The 25,552-nt window shown below is 47.2% G+C and carries 28 protein-coding genes; 22 read left to right on the top strand and 6 right to left on the bottom strand.

Annotation, left to right across the window (positions count from 1 at the left end; genetic code table 11):
* Nucleotides 1–263: IS66 family insertion sequence element accessory protein TnpA (tnpA, locus tag H591_RS15035; RefSeq protein ID WP_022966224.1), on the bottom strand; the 263-nt coding region annotated here is incomplete at its 3' end.
* 31 nt (nt 264–294) lie between these two features.
* On the opposite strand from tnpA, the gene H591_RS0106925 reads away from it, so the two are divergent.
* From H591_RS0106925 to H591_RS0106865, 12 genes are all read left to right on the top strand, one after another.
* Entirely contained in the window at nt 295–888 is a 594-nt protein-coding gene (locus tag H591_RS0106925; RefSeq protein ID WP_022966223.1) for a hypothetical protein, read from the top strand.
* A 92-nt stretch (nt 889–980) separates the two neighbouring features.
* Entirely contained in the window at nt 981–1,607 is a 627-nt protein-coding gene (locus H591_RS0106920; RefSeq protein ID WP_022966222.1) for a hypothetical protein, read from the top strand.
* Nucleotides 1,608–1,756: 149 nt separating this feature from the next.
* Nucleotides 1,757–1,945, top strand: coding sequence for a hypothetical protein (locus H591_RS0106915; RefSeq protein ID WP_022966221.1), 189 nt, complete (start codon nt 1,757–1,759; stop codon nt 1,943–1,945).
* Nucleotides 1,946–2,251: 306 nt separating this feature from the next.
* Nucleotides 2,252–2,722: an RDD family protein gene (locus H591_RS0106905; protein ID WP_022966219.1), complete on the top strand. Its 471-nt coding sequence runs from the start codon at nt 2,252–2,254 to the stop codon at nt 2,720–2,722.
* 91 nt (nt 2,723–2,813) lie between these two features.
* Nucleotides 2,814–3,125: a hypothetical protein gene (locus H591_RS15975; protein WP_156853146.1), complete on the top strand. Its 312-nt coding sequence runs from the start codon at nt 2,814–2,816 to the stop codon at nt 3,123–3,125.
* 40 nt (nt 3,126–3,165) lie between these two features.
* Entirely contained in the window at nt 3,166–3,708 is a 543-nt protein-coding gene (locus H591_RS15030; RefSeq protein WP_022966217.1) for a DUF6998 domain-containing protein, read from the top strand.
* A gap of 52 nt (nt 3,709–3,760) precedes the next feature.
* Complete coding sequence (locus H591_RS0106890) at nt 3,761–4,438, top strand: type 1 glutamine amidotransferase domain-containing protein (protein WP_028244247.1); 678 nt, start codon at nt 3,761–3,763, stop codon at nt 4,436–4,438.
* A gap of 375 nt (nt 4,439–4,813) precedes the next feature.
* Nucleotides 4,814–6,451: a mechanosensitive ion channel family protein gene (locus H591_RS15025; protein ID WP_022966215.1), complete on the top strand. Its 1,638-nt coding sequence runs from the start codon at nt 4,814–4,816 to the stop codon at nt 6,449–6,451.
* A 110-nt stretch (nt 6,452–6,561) separates the two neighbouring features.
* Nucleotides 6,562–7,011: a hypothetical protein gene (locus tag H591_RS0106880; RefSeq protein WP_022966214.1), complete on the top strand. Its 450-nt coding sequence runs from the start codon at nt 6,562–6,564 to the stop codon at nt 7,009–7,011.
* A gap of 46 nt (nt 7,012–7,057) precedes the next feature.
* The gene (locus H591_RS0106875; protein WP_022966213.1) at nt 7,058–7,645 is read left to right on the top strand and encodes a GNAT family N-acetyltransferase; all 588 of its coding nucleotides are present in this window, start codon (nt 7,058–7,060) and stop codon (nt 7,643–7,645) included.
* A 55-nt stretch (nt 7,646–7,700) separates the two neighbouring features.
* Complete coding sequence (locus H591_RS0106870) at nt 7,701–8,489, top strand: DUF2071 domain-containing protein (RefSeq protein ID WP_022966212.1); 789 nt, start codon at nt 7,701–7,703, stop codon at nt 8,487–8,489.
* A 236-nt stretch (nt 8,490–8,725) separates the two neighbouring features.
* On the top strand, nt 8,726–10,201 hold the full coding sequence (locus H591_RS0106865) for an FAD-dependent oxidoreductase (RefSeq protein WP_232362425.1): 1,476 nt from the start codon (nt 8,726–8,728) through the stop codon (nt 10,199–10,201).
* 703 nt (nt 10,202–10,904) lie between these two features.
* On the opposite strand, the gene H591_RS0106860 is transcribed toward H591_RS0106865, so the two are convergent.
* The 3 genes from H591_RS0106860 to H591_RS0106845 all read right to left on the bottom strand — a co-directional run bounded on the left by H591_RS0106860 (nt 10,905) and on the right by H591_RS0106845 (nt 13,761).
* Nucleotides 10,905–11,933, bottom strand: a complete 1,029-nt coding sequence (locus H591_RS0106860; RefSeq protein ID WP_022966210.1) for a methionine synthase — start codon at nt 11,931–11,933, stop codon at nt 10,905–10,907.
* A 43-nt stretch (nt 11,934–11,976) separates the two neighbouring features.
* A complete protein-coding gene (locus H591_RS0106855) occupies nt 11,977–12,960 on the bottom strand; it encodes a DUF1852 domain-containing protein (RefSeq protein WP_022966209.1) in 984 nt (327 codons plus the stop codon).
* Between the two features lie 267 nt (nt 12,961–13,227).
* Nucleotides 13,228–13,761 (bottom strand): CIA30 family protein, encoded by a 534-nt coding sequence (locus tag H591_RS0106845; protein ID WP_022966207.1) that lies wholly within the window; start codon nt 13,759–13,761, stop codon nt 13,228–13,230.
* A gap of 152 nt (nt 13,762–13,913) precedes the next feature.
* Here H591_RS0106845 and H591_RS0106840 point away from each other — a divergent pair, with 152 nt between their 5' ends.
* The 10 genes from H591_RS0106840 to H591_RS0106790 all read left to right on the top strand — a co-directional run bounded on the left by H591_RS0106840 (nt 13,914) and on the right by H591_RS0106790 (nt 23,421).
* Nucleotides 13,914–15,683, top strand: coding sequence for a DEAD/DEAH box helicase (locus H591_RS0106840; RefSeq protein ID WP_022966206.1), 1,770 nt, complete (start codon nt 13,914–13,916; stop codon nt 15,681–15,683).
* A 210-nt stretch (nt 15,684–15,893) separates the two neighbouring features.
* Complete coding sequence (locus H591_RS0106835) at nt 15,894–16,943, top strand: lipoate--protein ligase family protein (RefSeq protein ID WP_022966205.1); 1,050 nt, start codon at nt 15,894–15,896, stop codon at nt 16,941–16,943.
* Nucleotides 16,944–17,119: 176 nt separating this feature from the next.
* Complete coding sequence (tehB, locus tag H591_RS0106830) at nt 17,120–17,683, top strand: tellurite resistance methyltransferase TehB (protein ID WP_022966204.1); 564 nt, start codon at nt 17,120–17,122, stop codon at nt 17,681–17,683.
* A gap of 149 nt (nt 17,684–17,832) precedes the next feature.
* Entirely contained in the window at nt 17,833–18,630 is a 798-nt protein-coding gene (locus H591_RS0106825; RefSeq protein ID WP_022966203.1) for a PhzF family phenazine biosynthesis protein, read from the top strand.
* Nucleotides 18,631–18,731: 101 nt separating this feature from the next.
* Nucleotides 18,732–19,274, top strand: coding sequence for a DUF488 domain-containing protein (locus tag H591_RS0106820; RefSeq protein ID WP_022966202.1), 543 nt, complete (start codon nt 18,732–18,734; stop codon nt 19,272–19,274).
* 80 nt (nt 19,275–19,354) lie between these two features.
* A complete protein-coding gene (locus H591_RS0106815; protein ID WP_022966201.1) occupies nt 19,355–20,128 on the top strand; it encodes a nuclease-related domain-containing protein in 774 nt (257 codons plus the stop codon).
* A 254-nt stretch (nt 20,129–20,382) separates the two neighbouring features.
* Nucleotides 20,383–20,670, top strand: coding sequence for an encapsulin-associated ferritin-like protein (locus H591_RS0106805; protein ID WP_022966199.1), 288 nt, complete (start codon nt 20,383–20,385; stop codon nt 20,668–20,670).
* Between the two features lie 177 nt (nt 20,671–20,847).
* Complete coding sequence (locus tag H591_RS0106800; protein ID WP_028244244.1) at nt 20,848–21,897, top strand: DUF748 domain-containing protein; 1,050 nt, start codon at nt 20,848–20,850, stop codon at nt 21,895–21,897.
* A gap of 12 nt (nt 21,898–21,909) precedes the next feature.
* On the top strand, nt 21,910–22,623 hold the full coding sequence (locus H591_RS0106795; protein ID WP_028244243.1) for an RluA family pseudouridine synthase: 714 nt from the start codon (nt 21,910–21,912) through the stop codon (nt 22,621–22,623).
* Nucleotides 22,624–22,701: 78 nt separating this feature from the next.
* A complete protein-coding gene (locus H591_RS0106790; RefSeq protein WP_022966198.1) occupies nt 22,702–23,421 on the top strand; it encodes a pseudouridine synthase in 720 nt (239 codons plus the stop codon).
* Between the two features lie 52 nt (nt 23,422–23,473).
* On the opposite strand, the gene H591_RS0106785 is transcribed toward H591_RS0106790, so the two are convergent.
* Complete coding sequence (locus tag H591_RS0106785; protein WP_022966197.1) at nt 23,474–24,499, bottom strand: ABC transporter permease; 1,026 nt, start codon at nt 24,497–24,499, stop codon at nt 23,474–23,476.
* The gene (locus H591_RS15020; protein WP_022966196.1) at nt 24,499–25,179 is read right to left on the bottom strand and encodes an ABC transporter ATP-binding protein; all 681 of its coding nucleotides are present in this window, start codon (nt 25,177–25,179) and stop codon (nt 24,499–24,501) included. Before H591_RS15020 ends, H591_RS0106785 begins: the two co-directional genes overlap by 1 nt.
* Nucleotides 25,180–25,552: the final 373 nt, after the last annotated feature.

The raw sequence follows: 25,552 nt of genomic DNA, 5'->3' as shown, positions 1-25,552 counted from the left end.
GACAAAGGTAAAGTTAATTCAGTTTGCTGAAAGCGCAACGCCAATGATGCACCAGAACCTGCTGCTGGCGTGCTTATTGATTGAGCCTGCACCTGAATAAAAGCAGACTCAGGATGAGTGCTTAATAACTCACTGCGGCGCTTGCTAAAATACTTAGGATTGAGCTTAAGCGCAGCGCAAAACTCGACCTGGGTTTGCCCGCTGTGCTCAAAAGCTTCGATTAACTCTAACCACTGCGCTGTGTTGCGATATTGACGGCTCATACATCACCTCGTTTATTAAAACGGGTAAGCTATGGCATCAGAAAAGCGTTGGCTATGTGGGGTTGTTGTTACGCTTACTATCATTCAGGTGGGAATAGATAAAGGTGCAAGTTTTATTTGGCACCCACTAGGGTTTATCCTTTGTAAGCTTTCTGAACAAGGCGGAAAAAAAATACGGTTGCACATTTGGCCTAACAATAATGATCGAATGCAAAAGCCAGCATGGTTAATTCATGATCACTTATTTAACCTTAAAAGCTGGGTTGTCGCCGGAAGAATAGAAAATATTGAATATTCGGTGGGAGAGGGCACGCCAAATTTTAGGGTTTACCATGCGAGGTATGAAGAGGACAGCTCTGTTTTATACCGAACAGATAAGAAGATATTCATCACGGAAAAAATAAAATATCTAGTAAGTGCTGGTGAGGGGTATAACGTTCCTTCAGGTGTGCTTCATCAATCAGTATCAGTTTCAGAAACGACATCAGTGACCGTCTGTGAAACAATCGACCAGCCAAGCATAATACCTAGCATAGCTGGAGATATCAGTGGAGCAGATAAGTACTCTTATAGAAGAGTTAAAGTTGATGAGTCAGATCTCCAGTCGATCATTGCTAAAATCTAACAAGGCAATGAAAAATCGCCCACAAAAAGCGTGGGCTGGACTCGTTAACGCTCGCCTTTTATTGCGGCGTTATATGAATTTTGGAGGTTTCTGTGCTCGAACGACTTAAAAAATCCATTGCGGATGATAATGAACTGAACAGTGAAACTTTGAGATTGCTATCGCTCATGTTCTTGTTTATCTCTGGTGCTATGTCGTTCTTAAGCTACACCCATATTGGGTTGCTGTGGGATACATCATTGACATTTAAGCCCGGTATTATTTCAACATTATTTGCTGTTTTTTTAATTTCTCCACTATATCTCAGAGGGATATTGAAGTGGAGTAAGTCAATATATTCTATTTTTTCGCTTTTGCTAATTCTGCTTGTATTTGCTTCGTTTGCGGAGTTAGCCCTTGGGGGTAACGGAAAAAGTCAATTTACTTTTCCTCTTTTAGTTGCCTCTATTGTTATTTCTTGGCTGGGAATAAAAGCTATTGCTGGCATTAGTTGGATCTTGACTCTTATTGCTGCAATCATGGCTTTGATCCTAAACAATATAGCAATGGGGTTTTATGGGTTTGTTTATATTGCAGCTGGTTTTGTGGGGCTCATTCTGCATTCTGGAGTAACTCCTGGCGAATTTTTGAGTGGTATTTCTTCTGAGTATTCCGGAGCAAGTAGGAATGCTATTGAAAAAGCAAAGTCTGATTTCGATTCTTTGAATAAAATTATATAACAACTGGTTCAAGCCGTTCGCTTCGCTCACTGGGACGGGCTAAAGCCCGACTCTTCACCGGAGGCTTACTACGCTGCGCTCCGTAGTCGCCGTTAAACAAAAGCGTTAGGCATAAGCCCAAAAGCATCACCCACAGCAAGGAGTTCCACATGGTAGTACTAGAAGTCATTCTCGCAATTGTAATTTGGCTGACGACCGGTCATGCGATATATAAAATTTATATGAAAGCAGGATTCAAGAACACGCCAGCATTCGTATTTTGGATACCCGCACTTAATCTAGCATTTCTAATTTATCTGGCATTCTCCGAGTGGCCAGCATCCGGGAGCAAAGCATAATGGCTTATATCGTTTTGGTCGCACTCTGGGCGCTTATTGGTTTCGCCGGATGGCGTATATTTACACGAGCAGGTTTTAAGGGCTTTATTGGTCTTCTTTTCCTAGTACCAATAGCAAACTTTTTTGCGCTTCTGTATTTGGCTCATAAAGATTGGCCATCTTCAAATAAATAAGCGCACTAACAACAATCGCGAACAATGCCTAGCAAGGCGCTCAAATCGTTCGCTTCGCTCACTGGGGCTGGATAAATTCAGTCCTTTAGCTTAATCGTTAGGCATTATTACAAATCATAAGGAAATACTAAAAATGCAAAATCAAGCATTCGAATACGCAGGTTTTTGGGCAAGAACTGGCGCAGCAATAATCGATTCGATTTTAATGGCACTTATAACGTTCCCGCTGCTTATATCAATTTACGGCTGGGCTTACTTTGACGGAGAGAGTACAGATTTAATCGCTGGTCCAGCTGACTTCCTGATATCGTGGGTTTTACCAGCCATTGCCGTAATTGTTTTCTGGGTGCTTAAGCAGGCTACGCCGGGAAAGATGGCTATATCAGCAAAAATAGTCGACGCAGCAACTGGCCAGCCCGCCAGTACTGCACAATTAGTAGGCCGTTATTTCGCGTATTTCGTATCAATCATCCCGCTATTCTTAGGCATATTCTGGGTAGCCTTTGATAAGCGCAAACAAGGCTGGCATGACAAACTTGCAGGAACCGTTGTTATCAAAAAGGTCAACACAGGGCCAGAGCCAGTTCGCTTCAATAATGCTTAACAAGACGCTTAAATCGTTAACTTAGTTCTCTGGGGCGGGCAAAGCTCGCCTCTTAGCTTAATAGTTAGAGGGCATGTAATTGCTAAGGAAAGTGGGTAAATCAATTCTCTGGGGTGTTTTAGCAAGCATTGTGTTGGCTCTAGCTGTCGTTGCTCTTTCCATGCTTGGCGCTCCACAGCCTCTCACTGCCTATATTCTTTCCGGCACCCCGCTTAGTTATGTATTGTTTGCAGTAGTGCCCAACTCATTTGTTTATTGGCTTGTACCAGAGGGCGGCGGTTCTGCCGCGTTGGGCATTCTGCTCATCTCGGCATTTATCCAAAGCACGGTCGTTATTGCTGTGGCGTATTATTGCCTTAGCAAGACCAAACTCTATAACAAGTCGTTCAAGGCCTACGCCTAGCAGCACGGCCATAACTCCAACGTTAGAAGCCTTTGACAACATGAATCTAGCCACGCTATCAGTTCACGAGTTACTAAGCCTTCAGGCAGCTGCGATAGATGAACTCAAAAAGCGCGGAGTGCTCAGAACCACAAATAATCCTGTAGGTGACTATGCCGAATGGCTAGTTTCTTACGCTTTAAATTTAACACTCGCCAAAAACTCATCCGCAGGGTATGACGCGCTATCTCAGTCAGAGCCAAATAAAAGGGTTCAAATCAAGGCCCGGCGTGTAACACCGAATAATGGTTCTAGGCAGCTTGGCGTTATACGCAACCTCGAAACAAAAGATTTCGATGATTTGGTTGCTGTTATTTTTAATGAACTTTATGAAATCGAAGAGGCATTTTCTATTCCTCATGCTGTAATTTCAGAATACAGTTCATTCAGAGCGCATGTTAACGGCCACGTTCTGCATATTCGTGGAGCATTGCTTACAGATGCCCGCGTCCGAAACATTCGCGCAGAGTTAAACGCTTCTAACAATGCGCTGAAATCGCTCGTTTCACTCGCTGGGATCGGCGAAGCTGGCCCCTTAGCTTAATCGTTAGGTAGTGATCTTAGACAATTTTGGTATCAAAAAAGGGAAAACCTATATGAAAATCCTCTTTGTTCTTACGTCTCATGACAAACTCGGCGACACCGGAGAGAGAACCGGTTTCTGGCTGGAAGAGTTTGCTGCTCCTTATTATGTGCTGGCAGATGCTGGCGCGGTGATCACGCTGGCCTCACCCGATGGAGGACAGCCACCTCTGGATCCAAAAAGTGATGAGCCTGATTCCCAAACAGAAGCAACTGAGCGCTTCATGGGAGACGTTGACGCTCAAACGGCTCTGGCAAATACGGTGAAACTATCCGATATTTCGCCTGATGATTACGATGCTGTATTTTATCCTGGTGGGCATGGGCCAATGTGGGATTTGGCAGAAGATCCTCACTCCATAGCTTTGATTGAAGCAATGTATGCTTCTGGGAAGCCGGTTGCAGCAGTTTGTCACGCACCTGCGGCACTCCGACACACCAAAGCTCCTGATGGTTCTCCCCTAGTGCAGGGCAAGTCTGTAACTGGTTTTAGCAACACTGAAGAAGATGCCGTTCAACTTTCAGGTGTTGTTCCTTTCCTGCTTGAAGACGAGTTAAAAGCGAAAGGGGCAAACTATTCAAAGGCTGACGATTGGCATCCATATGCCATTACTGACGGCAACTTGATAACCGGCCAAAATCCGGCCTCATCAGAACTCGTAGCGAAGGCTTTGCTAGAACGATTCAAATAGTAAATGCCTAACGCCGCATTCAGCGGAAAAGCTGCTGAATGCGGCGTAATAGTCGCTTTGTCATAGAGATTTAAGTGGCATAACAACGGTGAGCGTTAAGCTTCCACCGTTTTTTATAGCCTGAATGATGAGCAGTAAATGCTGCTATAAACAAGCTCAGGCAGGATGACAGGGCACAGCAGCAGACATTGCTGGCTATCCCGTTTATGCTCAGTACTGATTATTAAGACGGCTTTGCCAAATGAAAGGTGTTTTATTGCTTAACAGACATTGCTGGAGTCCATTATTCACTCACTTGCCCGTACCCCAAAATCCACTTGGTTAACCTTGGTCTGCGCTTTCTTGGCTCTCGCAATAGTGAGCCTAGTGCCGTCGATGACATTTGCCGCCACCAGTGAAGACAGCTCTTCATGGTATGAAGCAGACTTAGCGACGATTGGTGAACAAGAAAATGCTAAAGGGCTAAATCGTCGCACTCCAAGAGAGACGGTGCGCAATTTTGTGGCCCTCACGGAGACGAAAGAATACCAAAAGGCCGCTGAGTTTTTAAACTTAGGAGATTTGCCCAAGGTTGATCGCGCCGAGCACGGCGCCGAGCTGGCCCGACAATTGGGTTTGGTGATTGACCGGCAGCTGTGGATTGATTGGTCCGGTTTGTCGGCTCGACCTGATGCTATGCAGGATCAAGGTCCTGCTAATCATCCGCTTACTGGTAAAGCGCGGCGCGATATTGGCTTGAAAATGGTGAAGCTCAACAGCCAAATCTATGAAATTCGCTTAGCCCGCTATAAGAACAAAGACGGAGATCCGGTGTGGCTATTCACACCGCAGACCGTTGAAAATATTCCCATTTTGTATGAAGCATACGGGCCGCATATATTTGAGGCTTATATTCCAAGCAGCCTTAAGCAGCGAGTGGGAGGCTTACGGCTTTGGGAATGGATAGCGCTGCCATTGTTGCTGAGTGCACTGCTTGGCTTGGGCTGGCTGATTAATCGCATGATGCGATGGTTAGGGCATAAGACTAAGAGTCCTCTCTTGCGCCAAGCTGCAGAGAAGACGCGGTTGCCGCTGGCATTGGTGGCAATGGCGATTGCCGCACAGCTCTCTTTTAAGATGGGGGTGTCATTTTCTGGCCCCGCCACCAATATCGTGCGCCCGTTTTTAATTATTATCGTCGTCTCGGGATTAGGCATGACGGCCCTTAAAATTATTGATGTCATCCTTGATCGAGTGACGCTGCGCGTGATTGGTGATATCGATGATACGCGCAGTATTAAAGAGCGCGAACTTTACACTTCTATCTATGCACTGCGCCGGGTGGTGGTACTGGTGATGGTGGCGATATCGGCAATAGTGCTATTGATCCAGCTGAACTTGTTTGAATCATTAGGTATGTCACTGCTGGCTTCAGCCGGTGTGGTGACGGTGTTACTGGGGATAGCGGGGCAGGCGGTGCTGGGTAATATCATGGCCTCTTTGCAAATCGCCTTAGCTAAACCGGTGCGCATTGGCGACAGTGTGTTATTTGAAGGCAGCTGGGCTTATGTAGAAAGTATTTTCTATACTTTTATTCGTCTGCGTACATGGGACGAGCGGCGCATTATCGTGCCGGTTAAGTATTTCGTTTCGCAGCCCTTTGAAAACTGGTCAGTAAAAGATGCCCGGATCATGAATACGATCGTGCTGTTTTTGGATCACAGTGCCGATATTCGCCAACTACGTGAGGTCTTCATTGAGCTGGCAAAAAATGATGAGGGTGTTATCGATCACCATACGTTGGACGCCAGTGTCACCCAGCATTCCCGCGCTGGCCAAGAGTTATCTTTTTATGCCATGTCTCCTGATCCTTCGACCGCGTGGACAACGGCGATGCGGCTGCGCGAAGCCATACTGGATCATGTGCGCAGTCATCATCCTGAATGGTGGCCTTATGACCGATTGGATGGCCCACATATTGAGCCGCAGCACACGGCAGTGAAGCCCCATTTAGATACCAAGTCAGATGATTAAACATCCATAAGATCATTTCTGTACGAAATGGCATTTTCAAGCGGATACCATTGTCTTCGCTTTGTCGCGTCAAAGTCATCGGTGTTTCGCGCTAGAGGTAGAAGGTGATTATGAATCGAATATTTAATTGCGTCGCAATTTGTGTGGCAGTTCTGCTTTCGAGCAACGCCTATGCTTGCAGTTGTCTCCAGCTTGATTTGGTCGATAGATTCCAAAATTCAATGAATGTCTTTACGGCAAAGCTGAGCGACGCATCCGTTGTTCAGCCTGTCAATGAAAAAGAATGGCCCTATATAGAGGGCACATTCAAGGTGATTGAAGCATACAAAGGCAGTCCTCAGCCGACGACTAAACTTAAAACGGGTATGGGTGGCGCAGATTGTGGCATCCCAATGACGGTCGCAAGAAAATATATTATTTTCCAAAGCAACAATGAGTACATTGGTATCTGCGACGGTAGCGCTACGCTCAACTCATACGATGAAGACGAATTGGCCAAAAGGCTGCGAGGCTTGGGTGCTAAGCCCGCTTCTAACAAGACAAGCAACCTGACGCCGTAAGCGTCGATTCTTTTGGCGCTAGCTAAACAATAAAGACATAAACCCTATGTGGATTAATGAAGAAACACTGAAAGGCAACTTCTTGACTCTTGAGCCTTTGCGGCTCGAGCACATTTCTGAATTAAAAGTAGCCGTGCAAGATGGCGAGTCTTGGAAGCTTTGGTTTGCCAGTGTGCCGCGACCAAAGGAAATGAGTGACTATGTAGAAGACGCAATTTCTGCCGCTAGAGCAGGGAGCATTGCATATGCTGTTCGCTCGAATGTTACTCAGCAAATTGTTGGTACAACTCGCTACTACAACGTTGATGCAAAAAATAAGCGCGCCATGATTGGCTACACGTGGTACTCATCTTCAGCACGACGCACGCCTATTAATACAGAATGTAAATTGCTGCTACTGGCCAAACTATTTGAGTCGCATGATGCGATTGCGGCTGAGTTCAGAACGCACTATTTCAATCAACCGTCCAGGGCAGCCATAGAACGCTTGGGTGCGAAACAAGATGGTATTTTGCGTCAGCATCAAATAATGAAAGATGGCTCAATTAGGGATACGGTGGTTTATTCCATCATTGCAGCGGAATGGCCAGCGGTAAAATCTAATTTATTAAGTAAATTAAGCGAGACAGTGTAGGTCGCGTGATGGCATTCTCATTGTTGCCGGAAGCGCTAAATTTCAAGGCAATATTGTGCAGAAATCACGCAAGCTAGAAGACTACTTGATAGAAAGACCTCAACCAAAAGGCATGGATGTTCTTTGTGGTTTAAAGCATTTCGCAATTATTACTTACGCTGTTCCTGTGGATAGATTTCAAGGGTTGTTCCCCGAGCGCTTTCAGTTGGATAGCGTTGAAGTAAATGGCCAGAAAATGGGATTGATATCAGTTGTTCCACTGATTAATGTCGATTTTACTTTAGCTGCCTTTCCATTCCCCAAATTCACCATGGGGCAAACAGACTATCGGATTTACATTGTCGACACTGAAACGGGCGAGCACTGTGTCTGGTTTCTGGGTACAACCCTTGATTCTTGGACATTAGCGGTGCCGCGCTATGTATGGAGTATGCCTTGGCACGCGGGAAAGATCAGGTTCAATTGCGCCTTAAATGAAACAACTGGTTTATACGAAAAGTACCGCATGAAAACCTCATCTGCTTGGGCTCAAGCGTCGGTTGAATTAGTCCAATCAGAGTCTGACACATTTGATTTTCCAGGCTTTCCTGATACTGAGTCAGCGCTGGTCTATCTTACTCATCCGCTCGCTGGGTTTTATTATCGAAGAGACAATAAGCTCGGTACCTATCGGGTGTGGCACAAAGAGTTGCAGGTTAAACCTGCTAAATTGCGCTCTGCAAATTTCAAGCTGTTGTCTGATCTCGGTATCGTCAAAGTTGCAGAGCAACAATCACCTTACAGTGTCTTGATCGAGCCAATAAATGAATTCACTATTTACTTGCCGCCAACGGTTATTGGCTGAGAATTTAGCCCGCCCGTCAATTACACTGGCTTTAAGTGGTCTACGGCGGAGCAAACGAAACGCATGTTTTGAAAGGAATCTTGCGCCTCTACGGCGTTAGAGCTCACAAGTGACCTATTGAGGCGCGTAAAAGGACATCCACTTAAAGTTTAGTCAGCTTGATAAAATAATGCTTGTCCCTTAAATTTCTATCCTCTTTAAACCATTGACGACAAGAGCCACCTTGCTTGAGCTGGGTGAGTTCAGGGCTAGGTCACATTACGTTAATTCATGATATGCAGCCCAGTTGGGCGCTTTGCTCCAAATGCCAAGGGCGTGGACGGATTCGTCAGAATATCCGCAAGAAAGCGAAACTGAGCTATCAGGCCGCCTTGCTGCAGTTTGAACAGCATGGCGGCGCTGCGCCAGATCGGCCGAAGGCGCACTTATCTGTTTGTCCGAGTTGCCTTGGGTCTGGCTTGAGCGCGGCTGATCATCCTCCCGTAGCTGATACTGAACACTATCCACACGTTGCTATTATTGGTGGCGGGATTGGCGGCGTGGCATTGGCGGTGGCCTGTTTGCACCGTGGCATTCCCTTTACGCTGTATGAGCGTGATCGTGATTTTTTTGCTCGCTCTCAGGGTTACGGCCTCACTTTGCAACAAGCCTGCAAGGCCATCGAAGGCTTGGGTATTGTCTCGCTCGATAAAAGTGTGGTCTCGACTCGTCATGTGATGCACAGCACCGACGGCACAGTGCTCGGCGAATGGGGCGTGAGAAACTGGCAGCATACCGATGCAACTAAAACGCCTAAGCGCACTAATGTGCATATTGCCCGTCAGTCGTTGCGCTTGGCTTTGCTGCAACAATTGGCCGCTCATCCGCATCTGCATGAGGCGCTAAAGTGGGGGTATCAGTTGGTTGATCTTAAGGAAACGCCGGCAGAGGTCGAGTTAAGCTTTGTGGTTGATGGTGAGACAAAAACTGCCAATGCAGACTTAGTAGTGGGTGCCGATGGCATTCGCAGCGCAGTGCGCAACTTAGTCTTAGGTGAGGACGCTAGCTCATTACGTTATCTGGACTGCATCGCTATTTTGGGCATTTGCCCGCTCAGTGCGCTCAACGATGTAGACAGTGATTTGCTCGACTCAGCCACAGTATTCCAAACAGCTAATGGCCATGAGCGCATCTATATCATGCCTTTTGATGCCGACTCGGTGATGTGGCAATTAAGCTTCCCGGTGCTAGAAAGTGCAGCCAAAGCCTTAAGTGATGCAGGATCTGAGGCGCTCAAGGCAGAGGCTTGTAAACGCGCGCAGTGGCACTCGCCTATTCCGCAGATTTTAGCAGCCACGCCGGTTGATTTAGTCTCGGGTTATCCGGTGTATGACAGAGCTATATTGAGTGCTGATGTATTAGCGGATATGGGGCCGATGACCTTGTTGGGCGATGCGGCTCACCCGATGAGTCCGTTTAAAGGCCAAGGAGCTAACCAAGCATTGTTGGATGCGCTGTCGTTGGCACGCATGATTGTCAGAGGTTGCCACCCACGATCAAACTGGCGCGAGGCTGGCCTGCGCAGTCGCGTGCTAAGCGAGTATGAAACCGAGATGCTTGAGCGCAGTGCCATTAAGGTACAAGACTCAGCCGCTGCGGCAGAGTTTTTGCATTCTGAGGAGGTCTTGCATGAAAGCGATCAACCGCGCGGGCGCTGTTTAAAGGAATACTGATCTAAGTCGTCTTTGCGAGCCGGCACGAGCACAGCCAATGTAGGTCGCGCATTTTCGCAGAGACGCTGATACCTATGGGAGCGCGGGCCGCTGGCCCGCATTTACGAGCCACCAGCGGCACTAGCACGCCCACTGTAGGTCGCGCATTTATGCTCGACATAGCGCAGGCCATGCATTCGTCACACCAAGTCGGACATAAATATCCGACCTACAAATACAGTAAACCTCTTATGGACTGCCATGTCGCTACGCTCCTCGCAGAGAGTGTGATACCCCTCTGGGAGCGCGGGCCGCTGGCCCGCATTTACACGCCACCAGCGGCACTAGCACGTCTACTGTAGGTCGCGCATTTATGCCCGACATAGCGCAGACGATGCGCTCGTAACACCGAAGTCGGACATAAATATCCGACCTACAAATACAGCAAACCCGCTATGGGCTGCCATGTCGCTACGCTTCTCGCAGAGAGTCTGGGAGCGCGGGCCGCTGGCCCGCATTCACACGCCGCCAGCAGCCACTGCATGTCGCGCATTTATGCTCGACATAGCGCAGGCCATGCATTCGTCACACCAAGTTGGACATAAATATCCGACCTACAAATACAGCAAACCCCTTATGGACTGCCACGTCGCTTCGCTCCTCGCAGAGACGGCGTGCCGTTATTAGCCGCTCTCTAGCATTTTCGCAAACACGCTGTTCTCTTTTAAGCTTTCAACTCACGGCGGATTATTTCTGCTCCGGCACTTAAGGCATTGAGCTTGCCTCGGGCGACTGCGCGCGATAAAGGAGCCATGCCGCAGTTGGTTGAAGGGTAGAGCTTGTCCGCATCAACAAATTGCAGTGCTTTGCGTAGCGTGTCGGCAACTTCTTCTGGTGTTTCAATGGTATTGGTTGCCACATCAATAGCACCGAGCATGATTTTTTTACCGCGTATCAGTTCAAGCAAATCGATGGGCACATGCGAGTTTTGGCATTCGAGCGAGATAATATCCAGATTGGATTTTTGCAGCTTAGGAAAGACTTCCTCGTACTGACGCCACTCGGAACCCAAGGTCTTTTTCCAATCGGTATTGGCTTTAATGCCGTAGCCGTAGCAAATATGCACAGCCGTCTCACATTTCAGACCTTCCACCGCTCTCTCTAGTGCGGCAATGCCCCAGTCATTCACTTCATCAAAAAACACGTTAAATGACGGCTCATCAAACTGGATAATATCCACACCCGCCGCTTCTAATTCGCGGGCTTCTTGATTGAGGATAACGGCAAATTCCCAAGCCAATTGTTCGCGGCTTTTGTAGTGGGCGTCGTACAGCGTATCAACCATGGTCATCGGGCCAGGCAACGCCCATTTAATCGGTTGTTGGGTGTGTTGGCGTAAAAACTTAGCATCTTCAACAAACACTGAGTTTTTTCGACTCACGGCACCGACCACAGTCGGCACGCTGGCATCGTAACGGTCACGAATTTTAACCGTTTCACGCTTGGTAAAATCAACACCATCAAGGTGCTCAATAAAGGTCGTTACAAAATGTTGGCGGGTTTGTTCGCCATCACTGACGATATCAATGCCTGCTTGTTGCTGCTCTTGCAACCACACTCGCAAAGCATCCTGCTTACCTTCAATTAATGCATCGCCTTCTAAGCGCCAAGCGGACCAAATGGTCTCAGGCTCTGCCAGCCAAGAGGGTTTAGGCAAGCTGCCTGCTGTCGATGTGGGTAGTAAAATGCTCATAGTGGATCTCGTATTAAATTCTTGTGAGTTATAAAACCCAAATTCAGGCAGCGTATTTAGCAGACCAGCGCTCAAGTATGGCTTGGTAGGGCTTGATGAAGTGTTCTTCGGTGAATTTCCCTTGCTCAATCGCTAGCGTGTTGCGCTCTTCTCGGTCATACACAATTTGCGTTAACGAATGATCCAGATTCTTTAAGCTGGGTTGGTAGCATTTGCCAGCCGCAGCGTTGGCATTATAAATCTCAGGGCGGTAAATCTTCTGGAATGACTCCATGGTGCTAATGGTGCTGATCAGTTCAAGATCCGTGTAATCCCTGAGCAAATCACCAAAAAAGTGGAAAGCCAGCGGCGCTACGCTATTGGGCGGCATGAAGTAGCGAACCTCCAGCCCCATTTTGTTGAAATACTGTTCAGTTAAAGAGGACTCATTAGGCTGATATTCAACACCGAGTATCGGATGCTCATTGCCGGTTCTGTGATAAATCTTGTTATCCGAAACACTAAGGCATATCACCGGTGCTTTAAGAAAATTTTGTTGATATGTGTCTGAATTTATAAAGCTTTTGAACAGATTGCCATGCAACTCGCCAAAGTCATCTGGGACACTAAATTGAGTTTGGTCTTTGTTATGCTCTCTGAGCAATACGCTAAAATCATAATCGCGCACATAAGAAGAAAAGTTATTACCGACCACGCCTTCGATGCGTTTGTTGGTGTGGTGATCGACAATATTAGTCTTTAGTACTTCAATCGCAGGAAAGCTATTTTCAGTGCCTTGATGATCAATTTTCATGTTTACAGAGATGATTTCTAGCTCAACAGAGTAACGATCACCTTTGGGATTATCCCAGTGCGCTAAGGCATTAAAACGGTTGTTAATCATCCTCAGCGTATTACGCAAATTCTGTTGACGGCTCTCGCCTCGAGCCAAATTAGCAAAGTTAGTCGTCGCTCGGGTGTTGTCCGAGGGATGATAATTCTCATCGAAAGTAATGCTGTCGATAGCAAAGATAAAGTCGCTAGTCATGATGTTCTGGTATCCAATTCGTGCGATAAAACCTGAAGACAAGCTTTTTTTGCTGGACGTTACTGACGTTCCTGGTCGGCAGTCTGCAGCGCTTGTTCTTGTTTATGGCTTATTAATAATGGCTCTAGCGTTCTAGAGCTGGGAATGGATGCATTTATACGTGGATACAAACATGAATGACAACGAGCTTATTTCAGTTGATGTATGAGTAAGGCTCATGATGGTTTTTGTGCGCATGCTGCCAGCAGCAGTCCTGTACAACAGTCCTTACAGGAAAAACCCCAGCCGCCGCACACAAATATCCACAGCAAACGCCTGACCAATCGCCACCACAGCAATACTTCTGATCTTTGTAGGCTCGAATTCAGCGTCGGTGCGGTGCGCTTGCAGTTGTGCGTAGGGCACGATGAAACGAGTCCATTGCGGCTCCACCGCTAAGCTGCAGCGAAAGGATTGCCAAGGTCTGCTGAGCTGATTTGTTTTAACGTGCAGGTTATAGTCGTGCGCGCTGCCGTACAGTTCGATGAAAATGCCTCGATAATCAGGGCGCAAGCAACTTGGCTCGATATCAAAGCGCATTTGCACAAAGCCACCGTTGTTATCGAGACGAGTACGGCCCACTAAACAACTGCAGGTCGAGTTATCACGCTGATCTTGATGCAGTGCTGCAGTGGATACGCCCCCCATCACTTGATCGCTAATCACTACCCAGGGTGAAGTCTGATCCTGAGTGGATCGATACACATCAATTAATTGTTCCGCAGCGACGGCGGGTCCTTGGGTTTTGATAATTTCATTCATACGCTGTAAGCACTCCTGGCAAACACACAGAAACTGTGGCTATTAAAATCAGCGACAGCGCTGGACAGATTTATTCATAGGCTAGCAGGTAAGCGCAGTGGTATTTGCTAATATGAGCGTTTTTAATCCTGATAACGATTAAGCCTCACCACATGAATGCACCCTTTACACTGCGGCCTTACCAGCAGGAAGCCGTGGATGCCACTTTAAAACACTTTCGTAAATCCGATGACTCGGCGGTGGTTGTGTTGCCGACCGGTGCCGGTAAAAGTCTGGTGATTGCCGAATTGGCGCGTCTGGCTCGGCGTAAAATACTGGTGGTGACTCACGTTAAAGAGCTGGTTGAGCAGAATCACGCCAAGTACCAGAGCTATGGTGTGCTGGGTGGTATTTTTTCTGCGGGGTTAAGCCGTAAGGAAAGTCAGTATCAGGTGACCTTTGCCAGCGTGCAATCTGTGGCGGCCAATCTTGAGCAGTTTAAAGATGAATATTCCTTGATCATTATTGATGAATGCCATCGCCTTAGCGGTGATGAAAACAGTCAATACCAGCGGATTATTGAGCAGTTACGCCAACAAAATAAAGGTCTAAAAGTATTGGGGCTGACCGCCACGCCCTACCGTTTAGGCATGGGCTGGATCTATCGCTATCACTATCGGGGTTTTGTTCGTAGTGAAGAAGATAAGCCTTTTGTGCACTGTATTTATGAGCTGCCGCTGATCTATATGATCAGTCGAGGTTATCTGACGAAGCCTGATTTGGTTGACGCTGCGGTAGCGCAATATGATTTCTCGACGCTGGCGCAGAACCGCTTTGGCGAATACGCAGAAAAAGATGTGAATGCGCTGCTCGGTAAACATCGAAGGGTCACTCGCGCCATTATTGAGCAGGTGATGGAGCTGGCGCTGCAGCGTCAGGCGGTAATGATCTTTGCTGCAACTGTGGATCACGCCAAGGAAATCACCGGCTATTTGCCGCAAGAGCAGACCGCCTTGATTACCGGCGCGACCGAGCAGCGTGAGCGCGATATGCTGATTCAGCGTTTTAAGCAGCGTCAGTTAAAATATTTAGTGAATGTCTCGGTACTCACCACCGGTTTTGATGCGCCCCATGTGGATTTTATCGCCATTCTGCGACCCACTCAGTCGGTCAGTTTGTATCAACAAATCGTCGGCCGTGGTTTGCGTCTGGATGCAGGCAAAAAAGATTGTCTGGTGATTGATTACGCCGGCAATAATGTCAATTTGTATCACCCTGAAGTCGGTGAGAAGAAACCAAATCCCGACAGTGAACCAGTGCAGGTGCTGTGTCCGGGCTGTGGTTTTGCCAATGTTTTTTGGGGTAAAACAGACGATGCAGGGCAGGTGACGGAACACTATGGACGCCGTTGTCATGGGCTGGTGGCGTGGGAAGACGAGGATGAACCGACAGCGCCTCAGCAGTGCGATTACCGTTTTCGTTTTAAAGAATGCCCACACTGCGGCAGCGAAAATGATATCGCCGCGCGTAACTGCCATCAGTGTAAGAAAGCCATTATTGATCCCGATGATCAGCTGCGCGATGCGCTGAAACTCAAAGATGCCATGGTGATCCGTTGCGCCGGGATCACTCTCAGCGCCAATGACAGCAATAATGCCAGCAAGCTGAAAATCACCTATCACGCTGAAGATGGCGAGGAACTCAGTGAGTCTTTTGATTTCAGCAAGCCGGCGCAGCGCACTATTTTCAACAAGCTGTTTGGACGGCGCTTAGCTAATAGTCAGACGCCGCAAGAATTCAGCAAGATTGCAGAAGTGCTTGAGATGCAAGCCTTACTGACAGCTCCCGACTTTGTTATCGCACGCAAGAAAAAGCACTACTGGCAGGTGCAAGAGCGGATTTTTGATTATCAAGGTAGCTACCGTAAGGCTTATGAGGCGTGATGGAGAACGTTGAGTCGGCATTGAATTCTCAGCGCGGAGTCACGTTTAACGTTTCGGCCAGGCGATGGCTTAAGGCTTGCAGGTCTTGCTCACGTTTGCATAAAGACTGATAAATAAAGTTGGGCTGCTGTAGCCGAGGACTGTACTGAACTTCTGGTCTAGAATGAGATTAATTCTCAATATAGATACTTAATCAAGCAAGGTGACGTGATGCACGGTGAATATAAAGTACCTGGCGGTAAGTTAGTGGTGGCCGATCTTGAGGTGCAAGACGACTGTTTAAGCCACGTCAGTATTTCGGGTGATTTTTTCTTAGAGCCTGATACCGCTTTAACGCTGATTAACCAAGCGCTCATCGGTTTACCCAGCACAGCCAGTCAACAAACCTTAACCAGCGCTATTGTTGAAGCGCTGGATGACGATGTGGTGATGTTTGGTTTCTCTGCAGAAGCTGTCGCGATTGCCGTACGCCGTGCGTTAGGCAAGGCCAGCAGTTGGCTTGATCATCAATTTAGCCTGATTGCTCCCGTTACGTTACCCGCAGCCATGCATGTGGCTTTAGATGATGTACTCGCTCAGTCTGTGGCGAAAGGCTTGCGTGGGCCAACCTTAAGGTTTTGGGATTGGGATGATTCGGTGGTGGTGATCGGCTATTTTCAGTCGGTCAAAAACGAAGTGGATATGGCCGCCGCGCAGCAAGCTGATGTACAAGTGGTGCGTCGTATTACCGGTGGTGGGGCAATGTTTATGGAGCCCGGCAACTGCATCACCTATTCGCTAACGGTGCCGTCCTCAATGGTGGATGGTATGAGCATTGAGCAGTCTTATCAGTTTTTAGATGCCTGGGTGTTGGCCGCATTGGCCGAGGTTGGTATTCAAGCGCACTATAAACCGTTAAACGATATTGCTTCTGCGCAAGGCAAAATAGGCGGCGCGGCGCAAAAGCGTTTTGGCACAGGAGTGCTGGTGCACCATGCCACTCTGGCGTATGACATTGATGCTGACAAAATGCTGCAAGTTTTGCGCATTGGCCGAGAAAAGCTATCGGATAAAGGCATCACCAGCGCGAAGAAACGGGTCGATCCCATGCGTAGTCAAACCGGCTTAAGCCGAGCGGCGATTATCGAAGCCTTTATCAATCACTTTGCTAAAACTTACCAAGCCGAATCAGGCGACTATTTGCCAGCCGAGCTTGCCAACGCCAAGGCATTAGTGGCTGACAAGCTGTTAACTGATGAATGGCTCTACAAAGTTAAGTAGCAGCGAGCATAAATACCTTGCGTCGCTTAGCTAAAGGGGCAGCAGGGTTGCTTGCACACTAGGATGACGGGTGAGAGCGTTAGGGTACTTAGTTTTTAAAGTCTTACCTGTGATCATTTAACTGCACGACAGAAGCGGCAATAATCGCAGTTCATATTTTAAACGAAGTGATGACCATGACAGTTGATCTCAACAGCCGTTACGGCTTAAATCCTGCGCACAGTGAAGTGGTAGAAGCCTGCAAAATTATTGAGCCATGCAAGGCCTTAGATATGGGCTGTTCCAATGGACGAAACGCCTTATACCTGAGCCAACTGGGCTTTAATGTCACCGCGGTTGATAACAACCCCAGCGCCATTGCCATGCTGCAACAAGTGGTCAGCACCGAGGGCATTAGCAACCTTGAGGCACAGGTGTACGACATCAACAGTGCCGCGCTGACTGAAGAGTATGGTTTTATTGCCTGCACCGTCACCCTTATGTTTCTTGATCCTGCGCGTGTTGCTGCGGTGCTTGCTGATATGCAAGCGCATACGCTGCCCGGCGGTTATAACCTGGTTGTGTGTGCGATGAGCACTGCCGAGCTACCCTCGCCAATGCGCTTTCCCTTTACCCTAAAAGCAGGGCAGTTGTCTGAGGCTTACCAAGGCTGGGAAATAATTAAATACAACGAAGATGTGGGTACGATGCACAATGGCGCGCAATTGCAGTTTGCCACTCTATTAGCGCGCAAAAAATAACTGTATTTTGCTAGGCTCTAATTGTTTATAACGATGGCTACTCACTGATCTGCTGCTTCGGATACTGCACAATCGCAGGTGTTTGCTCGAGCAGCAATGGTCGGATAGTGAATCGTTAGAAGTCATTAGCACTAGATAGGATAAGTTAAATGGAACTCGAAATAACTGTAGTAGATGCTTTTACTGATTCTGTTTTTGCTGGCAACCCAGCAGCAGTGATTGTCACCGAACAATGGTTACCCGACGCGTTAATGCAGTCTATAGCGGCGGAAAATAATCTTTCTGAAACAGCTTTTTTAGTTTTAGCTGAAGTAGCAACATATCTGATTCGCTGGTTTTCACCGCTCACTGAAATCGATTTTTGTGGCCATGCAACCTTAGCATCTGCTTTTGTTTTATTTAATAAGAATCCTGAGTTAACCCGTATTAAGTTTTCCGCTCAAGCTGTTGGAGAGCTAAGCGTTGAGAAAACCCAATCAGGTCAGATTCAGATGAGCTTCCCGAACACCAAGCCAGAGAAAATCGAAATTATCCCAGAGCATTTGCTGGCGGGTCTCTCGATCCCACCGGTAGATGTGTATTGTAATGCGCAAGCTTATTTCGTTATTTACGAGTCTGAGTCGGCGGTCTTATCTGTGCAGCGTAATAACGAGTCTTTGCAACAGCTCAAACCCCTTGATGTTGTTGTGACATGCCGGTCTGAATCCAAGCATTATGACTTCATCTCAAGATACTTTTGGCCTGCAAACGGTGGTGATGAGGACCCTGTAACGGGCTCAATTCACACGGGACTAGCACCACTTTGGGCTGAACGGCTGGGTAAGAATGAGCTGATTGCATATCAGGCTTCAAAGCGAGGTGGCGTACTAAGCTGTTTGGTTTCGGATGATAGGGTGATTATTTCTGGTAATGCGGTTCAGTATTTGAGCGGAACGATCACCGTGTAAAAACTAAACCTGTAACAAGATTAGGCTCGTCGATACTTTTTCCGTTGCAACTTTTCCTTTACTGCAATGCCGCGCGTGCTGGCGGACTTAGGAGAGAAACTATGTTGCCTTTTTACACCATTGGCCATTCCACCCGCAGCATCGAGGAGTTTGTTACGTTACTGCAGGCGGCTGAGGTGACGCTTGTGGTGGATATTCGCACCATTCCAAAATCGCGCACTAACCCTCAATACAACGAGGATGTATTGCCCGGTCATTTAGCGCCGTTCAAGATTGAATATGCTCGAATAGAGGAGTTGGGTGGTTTGCGCAGTAAGAGCAAAGAGGTTGAGCCAGTGCTCAATGGTTTTTGGAATAATCAAAGTTTTCATAACTATGCTGATTACGCGCTGACGCAGCCCTTTCTCGACGGTTTAGCGCAACTGATCCAGTTAGGCCGCCAGCAGCGCTGCGCCGTGATGTGCTCGGAGGCAGTGTGGTGGCGTTGTCATCGTCGCATTGTCGCGGATCATCTCTTGGCCCGTGATGAAAGCGTTTTTCATCTGATGGGTAAAGATAAAATTGTCCCAGCCCAGCTTACTGAAGGCGCAAAGATAGAAGCCAAAACGGTTGTGGTTTATCCTGCAAAAAAACTGGAAGAATAAAAATGAGCCAAGCTTGCGACGCGCGCAGTGTCGCAGTCGAAGAGTTGCTCGTACTGATTTAAATATCAAGGATGACAATAATGGATTACTCCCCAATCGTAACTAACGCTTTGCAAGCATTATGGTGGGTGTTGCCAGCGGCATTGATCCTGAGCGTCTTTAAAACGCGATGGTTTAAGGGCATTGTTGGCGAAACCGTAGTGAAACTTGCTGCAAAGTTGTGTCTTCCTTCGGCTATCTATCAGCCGATACACAATGCCACATTGCCAACAGTTGATGGTACGACGCAGATTGATCATATTTTTGTGTCGCGCTTTGGCATCTTTGTTGTAGAAACAAAAAATATGAAGGGCTGGATCTTTGGTGGTGAACATCAAGCGCAGTGGACTCAGAAAATATTTAAGAAGTCTTATAAATTTCAAAACCCATTACGTCAAAACTATAAACACGTTAAAACGCTGGAGTCTTTACTAGAGATTTCGGCGGAGGTTATTCATTCAGTTATTGTTTTTGCAGGGGACAGTACGTTTAAGACAGCAATGCCGGCCAATGTAAGACGCGGAGCAGGTTACATTGCTTACATTAAGTCTTTTCGTACGCCCGTGCTCTCAGTGGCTGAGGTTGAACAAATCGTGGCGCAGATTCAATCGGGTCGTTTGGCACAAACGCGGGCAACCAATCGCCGTCATGTTGAGCATCTGCAAACCCGTAACGATCCAAACGCTGAAAGAAAGTGTCGGTCATGCGGCAGCGCCATGCTGTTGCGCACTGCAAAACGTGGGCACAATGCAGGTAACCAGTTCTGGGGCTGCTCAGCATATCCAGCATGTCGGTCGATGCAAAATATCAAATAAAAATGCTTTTTAACGTCACTGCTGATTGGGTTTATATTATTCTGCAGCATTTTTATGCAGTGGCTAAAAGATTACCGCAGTTATGGAGCAGGCCGCCTGAGCACTTTCTTCTTGAGCGCGTTTCTGAACCTATCCCTTGGCACGGCGCCTAATCAATCGTAGCGTTTTGTTATGAGTGACCGTTGATTGTCTTGAAAATACACGGCAGCACTCGCATTATGTAAATACCAATCACCATTTATGGGGTAAGTACGATGTCGAATGAAGGTTATCATGAGCCCATTGAAGAGCTCTCCGACGAAACACGAGACATGCACAGAGCCATTACATCACTGATGGAAGAATTTGAGGCTGTCGATTGGTACAACCAACGTATCGATGCCTGCAAAGACGATGAATTAAGAGCAATCCTGGTACACAATCGCGATGAAGAAAAAGAGCACGCAGCAATGGTGCTTGAGTGGATTCGTAGGCGCGACAAAGTCTTGGATAAAGAACTCAAAGATTATCTATTCACCGATAAAACCATCGCACATAAATAACACCTTCCGTTTGCTACGGCTTGATAACCAATTGTTGGGCTTATCAAACGTGGCTATCTGATATTGGATTTGCGCATGGCATTGATCGCGATGCGCAAATCCATCAGTGATACTTTCTGCAACTAAGACGTGCTTTCCTGAATTAACGCAAGCGCTTGCACAGAGGGTCGAACGAGCATGACAAAAAAATACTCTTTCAAGCGTGTCACTATTATTCTCGTTATCGTGGCGATTGCATTGATCGCCTTGCGTGTCGCGCTGCCTGGACTGGTCAAAAATTATCTTAATCAACAGCTCGCCGAGATGGGTGACTACCAGGGGCGTATCGCTGACGTTGATATCGCATTATTTCGTGGTGCTTATGTGATTCGCGGGATGGAAATCGTCAAAATCAGTGAGGCTGTGCCAGTGCCTTTTTTTGAAGCGGACGATATTGATCTATCGGTCAGTTGGCGCGCTTTGTTAAGCGGTCGGGTGGTTGCCGAAGTCGAATTTATTCATCCCGAATTACACTTTGTTGATGGCGATGGCAAAGATTCACAGTCGGGTGCAGGTACGGACTGGCGTGATACTTTGCAGCAGTTAGTGCCTATGCAGATTGATCGTTTAGGGGTTGAGAACGGCACTTTACATTTTCATAATTTTAAATCTAAGCCCAATGTGCATTTGTTGTTAACCGAGTTAAACGGGGCGTTTACTAACCTTAGCAATGCTGACCGTAGCCAAGATGCGGTGCCAGCAGACTTTAAACTTGAAGGGCTACTGTTTGAAAATGCCCAAACCAGTCTGCAAGGTAAGCTTGATCCTTTGGGTGATTTTCGTAATTTTTCGATGAGTTTAAAAATTACTGGGATTGGACTGCAGCACATCAATGATCTCACTGAAGCCTATGGTTACTTTAATTTTGAATCAGGTACTGGTGATTTCGTTATGGAACTTGAGGCTAAAGATGGCCAGCTCAGCGGTTATGCTAAGCCTATTCTGAATAATGTGGTCATCTTTGATTTGAAAAAAGACCTTGAAAAAGGTGTTTTTAGTGCCGCTTGGCAAGCGATTGTTGGCGGTTTAGGGCAGGTTTTCCGTAATCAACCGAAAGACCGTATCGCCTCACAAATTGATATTCGTGGCAGTCTCGATCAGAAAAATATTAGTGTTTGGCAAGCATTTGTCTCGATCTTGCATAATGCTTTTGTTGAAGCCTATGAGGCGCGTTTTGAGCGCGAGTAAGGAAGGAGTTTTATGAGCCGCGACGCTGTCTCTGTGCCAACCATTGTTGACGATTTTGTGGCGCCGCTGTGCTCTGATGTTGTCAGTATTCTCTATCAAGATGACGATATTTTATTGATCAATAAGCCCAGTGGTTTGCTCAGCTTATCGGGTAAAAACCCGCTTAATTTGGACTCTGTGCATTATCGTTTGCTGCAGGGTCAGGACGGTGTTAGTCCTGCATTTGCACAGGCAAAACTGCCGCATCGATTAGATTTTGGTACATCCGGCATTATGGTGGTGGGGCTGCATGCCGAGGCTGCACAGCATCTGAATAAACAGTTTCAGGCAGGCAGCATCCAAAAGCATTATTTAGCGATGTTAGAAGGCTGGCTAAGTGATGATCAAGGGCAGATTACTGCCGCCATTGCTAAAGATAAAAATCTTTTTCCGCGCGTAAAGATTTGTCAGAGTAGCGGCAAAGCATCAGTCAGTGAGTACAATGTCTTGCAGCGTTTAGAGCAGCCACAGCGCAGCTTAGTGCGCTTTACGCCGCTGACTGGACGTACCCATCAGTTGCGTATTCATAGCTTGGCAATGGGTCATCCAATTTTGGGTTGTGATCTGTATAGCAGCGAGCAAAGTGAGCAGTTGGCTGAGCGTTTGCTACTGCATGCCAGTGATTTATATTTTCAGCATCCACGCACGGGTGAGCGCATGCATGGGCGGTGTCCGTGTCCTTTTTAACCCGCTCAATGTCTATCGGTGGATGACCAGGCTTTATGTCTGGGTAAACCCGATGATCTCGATTGATTAGAGTTTTTGATGAAATCCACAACCTGTCGACTTGATCGTTTTGTTAGCCAGAACAGCCTTTTTAAGGCGGCTGACGCACGGTTATTAATTGCGCAAAAACGCATTGTTGTTGATGGGCAGCCAGCGCATTCGATTCAACAAAAAATCACTCAGTTCAGCCATGTGCTGTTGGATGGGCAATGTTTGCAAGACAAACAAGCGTTGTATCTGATCCTCAATAAGCCCAAGGGTGTGGTCAGTGCCACCAAAGATCTGCAGCACATCACTGTGCTTGACTTGCTGGAGCATCCGCAGAAACACCAACTGCACATTGTCGGTCGTCTTGATTTAAACACCACGGGCCTATTGTTACTGAGCAACGATGGTGCATGGTCACGCAAAATCAGTTTGCCTGAGAGTAAGCTCACTAAAACCTATGAAGTGAGGCTGGCGCAACCCGTTACGGCTGAGTATGTTGAGGTGTTTCGTCAGGGCATTTATTTTGCCTATGAAGACATCACCACCCAACCAGCCTGCTTAGAAATACTTTCGACTTACAACGCTAGATTGACCCTGACGGAAGGCAAGTATCATCAAGTAAAGCGTATGTTTGGGTTTTTCCAAAACGAAGTATTGGCGCTGCATCGCGCTAGCGTTGGGCCGCTGCGCTTAGAGGGTTTGCAGCTGGGACAGAGTCGATCGTTGACAGAAGAAGAACTCACGGCCATTGAGTCTGAGTGTTGTCGCTAAGCAATCTAAGCGAGCAAAGTCTCGGGCAGTGATTGTTTGTGCACAAAGTCAATCACATTAACCAGCGTCGTTTCATCAGCCGGTAAGCCAGATAAAACATTACCACGCCTAACAGCAACAAATAGATCAGAGCAAAGGATCTGCTCGCCATACTGCCATCTTCCAACAGTATCGATTGCAAAGGCTCGAATAATTGGAAGGAGGGGAGTAATGGCGCAACTGCAGTCAGTTTTTGTGATACATCGGCCATGGCTGAGGGTAGCAAGTGTGGCAAATATACGATGACACCAAGGGTGCGCGCGCTGGCCTGATTACGGCACAGAAAGCCGAGAAATACGCCATACGCGCTAAAGCAAAAGCTACCCACTAAGATAAAAGCGAGATAGCTAAAAATATGCTGCGGCCAGACATTGCTTAATAGGTGCAGAAGTAGCGTGGCAGTGACCGCTAACGCCATTCCCGTGATCAGTTTTGCTGCGAGCCATTGCGCCTCATGGATGGGGGTTTGCAGTAAGCCAAGCAGCAGCTTCTTTTCTTTTTCTTCAGCGATTTGCGCTGGCAAAATGATAAAACCAACCAGCAAAATGACCATTAAGATCCAAGTGGGTAGTGTTTCGCGTTGCATGCTGCTGTGTTGCAGGGAGCTGATCTGTGAAACCCAACTTGGAGGATGGCCCTCAACGGCTTTCTGTAAGGCAGAAAAGCTTTGCACGATAGCAATGGTGTGCAGCGATTCTTTTTTTAGAACCAGCAAGGCTAAGCTATTGGGCTGATCCTCGTTACTGGTCACGATGCCATCGATTTTGTGGTCTTTGAGTAGGCGCAAAGCCTGTTCTTGATTTGCTAGCCAGGTGACCGCAAACACTTGATCGGCAGCCTCAATGCTCTGCGCCATCTCTGCTGGATAGGTTTGATCTTGCAGCATACCGATCTTAATGATGTTGGCTTCTACGTCAGCTTTGTCGACGAGATTTAGCGCGATAAAAACAAAGATAGGAATAAACAGCACCAGCACCAGGGTCTTGTTCTTTACTGCGATCGCCAGATCGTTAAGGGTGAGGACTAGAGTATTTTTCATTACGCGTACAGCTCAGCATGAATGTCAGATTGGAAATATTCTTCTGGCAATCCGTCGAAGATCACTTGGCCTTTATGCAAAACCATAATACGCGTTGCAAGGTTCTTGATTTCTTCGGGGCGGTGCGAGGTGAAGAGGATGGTTTTTCCGGCAGCGTGCATCGTATTGAGCAGTCGATAGATTTCTCGAGTGGTCTCGAAATCCAGTCCTGAGGTCGGCTCATCTAGCAGTAACACTGAAGGACTGGCGAGCAATGTACGGCCGATGCTGACGCGTTGCTTTAAGCCTTTGGAGAGCGTTTGCACTTTTGCTTTGCGAAAGGACAGCAGATTGAGCTCGGTTAAAATATCTTCCACGCGCAGTAGTGGTGTCTGCGCGAGCTTAGCGAATAATTTGAGATTGTATTCGACTGAGAAAAAATCAAACAGATTGGGATCTTCTGGGATAAAACCAATTTTCCTGACCGCTGCGGCTCTATTCTTCAGATCAATGCCATCGATGCTGACGTCGCCACTGTCTGGGACGATCCAGTTGGCAAGCATTTTTAGCAGTGTCGATTTACCTGCGCCATTATGGCCGACAATGGCTATCAGTTCGCCTTTTTCTACTGCAAAGCTGGTTGGCGTCAGGCCTCTGTTCTGGCCATAGATCTTGGTCAGATTGTTGACTTGCAGTTGCATAGATTAAGGTTCTATCTGGAAATCTGGGATGAGTATTAGATTCAGAGTAAAGAGTCTGCAGTGAAATATCTAGCAGGTGTGGCCGTGAAGCTATATCTAAACAGCTGAACAAATGTTGATAGAGCGACATGCAGGCTGGCGAACCAGCGGTGCATGCGACTTTGCTCATTAGATTATTTTGATTATCACTATAACTAGGATGATGACTACTAAAGCCGCTACCATGATTACCTCCCGTTCTTCTGCAGTTTGTAATGTTTGATTGGAGCATAGGCGTTTAAGTTCCATACAGCCACCTAATTAGCATAAAAGCCTGTTTACTGCTCTGTTGTTTTAAATTATTGAAGAGTGGAGCGACTACAAGCCGGTACAG

Source organism: Denitrificimonas caeni DSM 24390 (assembly GCF_000421765.1).
GTDB classification, from domain to species: domain Bacteria; phylum Pseudomonadota; class Gammaproteobacteria; order Pseudomonadales; family Pseudomonadaceae; genus Denitrificimonas; species Denitrificimonas caeni.
The sequence above is the reverse complement of the archived record's forward strand: the minus strand, read 5'-3'. Positions and strand labels throughout refer to the sequence as shown.

Excerpts from the sequence above, each read along its gene's own strand:
- H591_RS0106790 (WP_022966198.1), top strand. The coding sequence starts at position 22,702 with ATGAAATCCACAACCTGTCGACTTGATCGTTTTGTTAGCCAGAACAGC.
- H591_RS0106845 (WP_022966207.1), bottom strand. The coding sequence starts at position 13,761 with ATGAATGAAATTATCAAAACCCAAGGACCCGCCGTCGCTGCGGAACAA.
- H591_RS0106905 (WP_022966219.1), top strand. The coding sequence starts at position 2,252 with ATGCAAAATCAAGCATTCGAATACGCAGGTTTTTGGGCAAGAACTGGC.
- H591_RS15030 (WP_022966217.1), top strand. The coding sequence starts at position 3,166 with ATGAATCTAGCCACGCTATCAGTTCACGAGTTACTAAGCCTTCAGGCA.
- H591_RS0106825 (WP_022966203.1), top strand. The coding sequence starts at position 17,833 with ATGGAACTCGAAATAACTGTAGTAGATGCTTTTACTGATTCTGTTTTT.
- H591_RS0106835 (WP_022966205.1), top strand. The coding sequence starts at position 15,894 with ATGCACGGTGAATATAAAGTACCTGGCGGTAAGTTAGTGGTGGCCGAT.
- H591_RS0106875 (WP_022966213.1), top strand. The coding sequence starts at position 7,058 with ATGTGGATTAATGAAGAAACACTGAAAGGCAACTTCTTGACTCTTGAG.
- H591_RS0106800 (WP_028244244.1), top strand. The coding sequence starts at position 20,848 with ATGACAAAAAAATACTCTTTCAAGCGTGTCACTATTATTCTCGTTATC.
- H591_RS15020 (WP_022966196.1), bottom strand. The coding sequence starts at position 25,179 with ATGCAACTGCAAGTCAACAATCTGACCAAGATCTATGGCCAGAACAGA.
- H591_RS0106785 (WP_022966197.1), bottom strand. The coding sequence starts at position 24,499 with ATGAAAAATACTCTAGTCCTCACCCTTAACGATCTGGCGATCGCAGTA.
- H591_RS0106890 (WP_028244247.1), top strand. The coding sequence starts at position 3,761 with ATGAAAATCCTCTTTGTTCTTACGTCTCATGACAAACTCGGCGACACC.
- H591_RS0106795 (WP_028244243.1), top strand. The coding sequence starts at position 21,910 with ATGAGCCGCGACGCTGTCTCTGTGCCAACCATTGTTGACGATTTTGTG.
- tehB (WP_022966204.1), top strand. The coding sequence starts at position 17,120 with ATGACAGTTGATCTCAACAGCCGTTACGGCTTAAATCCTGCGCACAGT.
- H591_RS15025 (WP_022966215.1), top strand. The coding sequence starts at position 4,814 with ATGACATTTGCCGCCACCAGTGAAGACAGCTCTTCATGGTATGAAGCA.
- H591_RS0106860 (WP_022966210.1), bottom strand. The coding sequence starts at position 11,933 with ATGAGCATTTTACTACCCACATCGACAGCAGGCAGCTTGCCTAAACCC.
- H591_RS0106820 (WP_022966202.1), top strand. The coding sequence starts at position 18,732 with ATGTTGCCTTTTTACACCATTGGCCATTCCACCCGCAGCATCGAGGAG.
- H591_RS0106915 (WP_022966221.1), top strand. The coding sequence starts at position 1,757 with ATGGTAGTACTAGAAGTCATTCTCGCAATTGTAATTTGGCTGACGACC.
- H591_RS0106880 (WP_022966214.1), top strand. The coding sequence starts at position 6,562 with ATGAATCGAATATTTAATTGCGTCGCAATTTGTGTGGCAGTTCTGCTT.
- H591_RS0106855 (WP_022966209.1), bottom strand. The coding sequence starts at position 12,960 with ATGACTAGCGACTTTATCTTTGCTATCGACAGCATTACTTTCGATGAG.
- H591_RS0106840 (WP_022966206.1), top strand. The coding sequence starts at position 13,914 with ATGAATGCACCCTTTACACTGCGGCCTTACCAGCAGGAAGCCGTGGAT.
- H591_RS0106805 (WP_022966199.1), top strand. The coding sequence starts at position 20,383 with ATGTCGAATGAAGGTTATCATGAGCCCATTGAAGAGCTCTCCGACGAA.
- H591_RS0106815 (WP_022966201.1), top strand. The coding sequence starts at position 19,355 with ATGGATTACTCCCCAATCGTAACTAACGCTTTGCAAGCATTATGGTGG.
- H591_RS0106925 (WP_022966223.1), top strand. The coding sequence starts at position 295 with ATGGCATCAGAAAAGCGTTGGCTATGTGGGGTTGTTGTTACGCTTACT.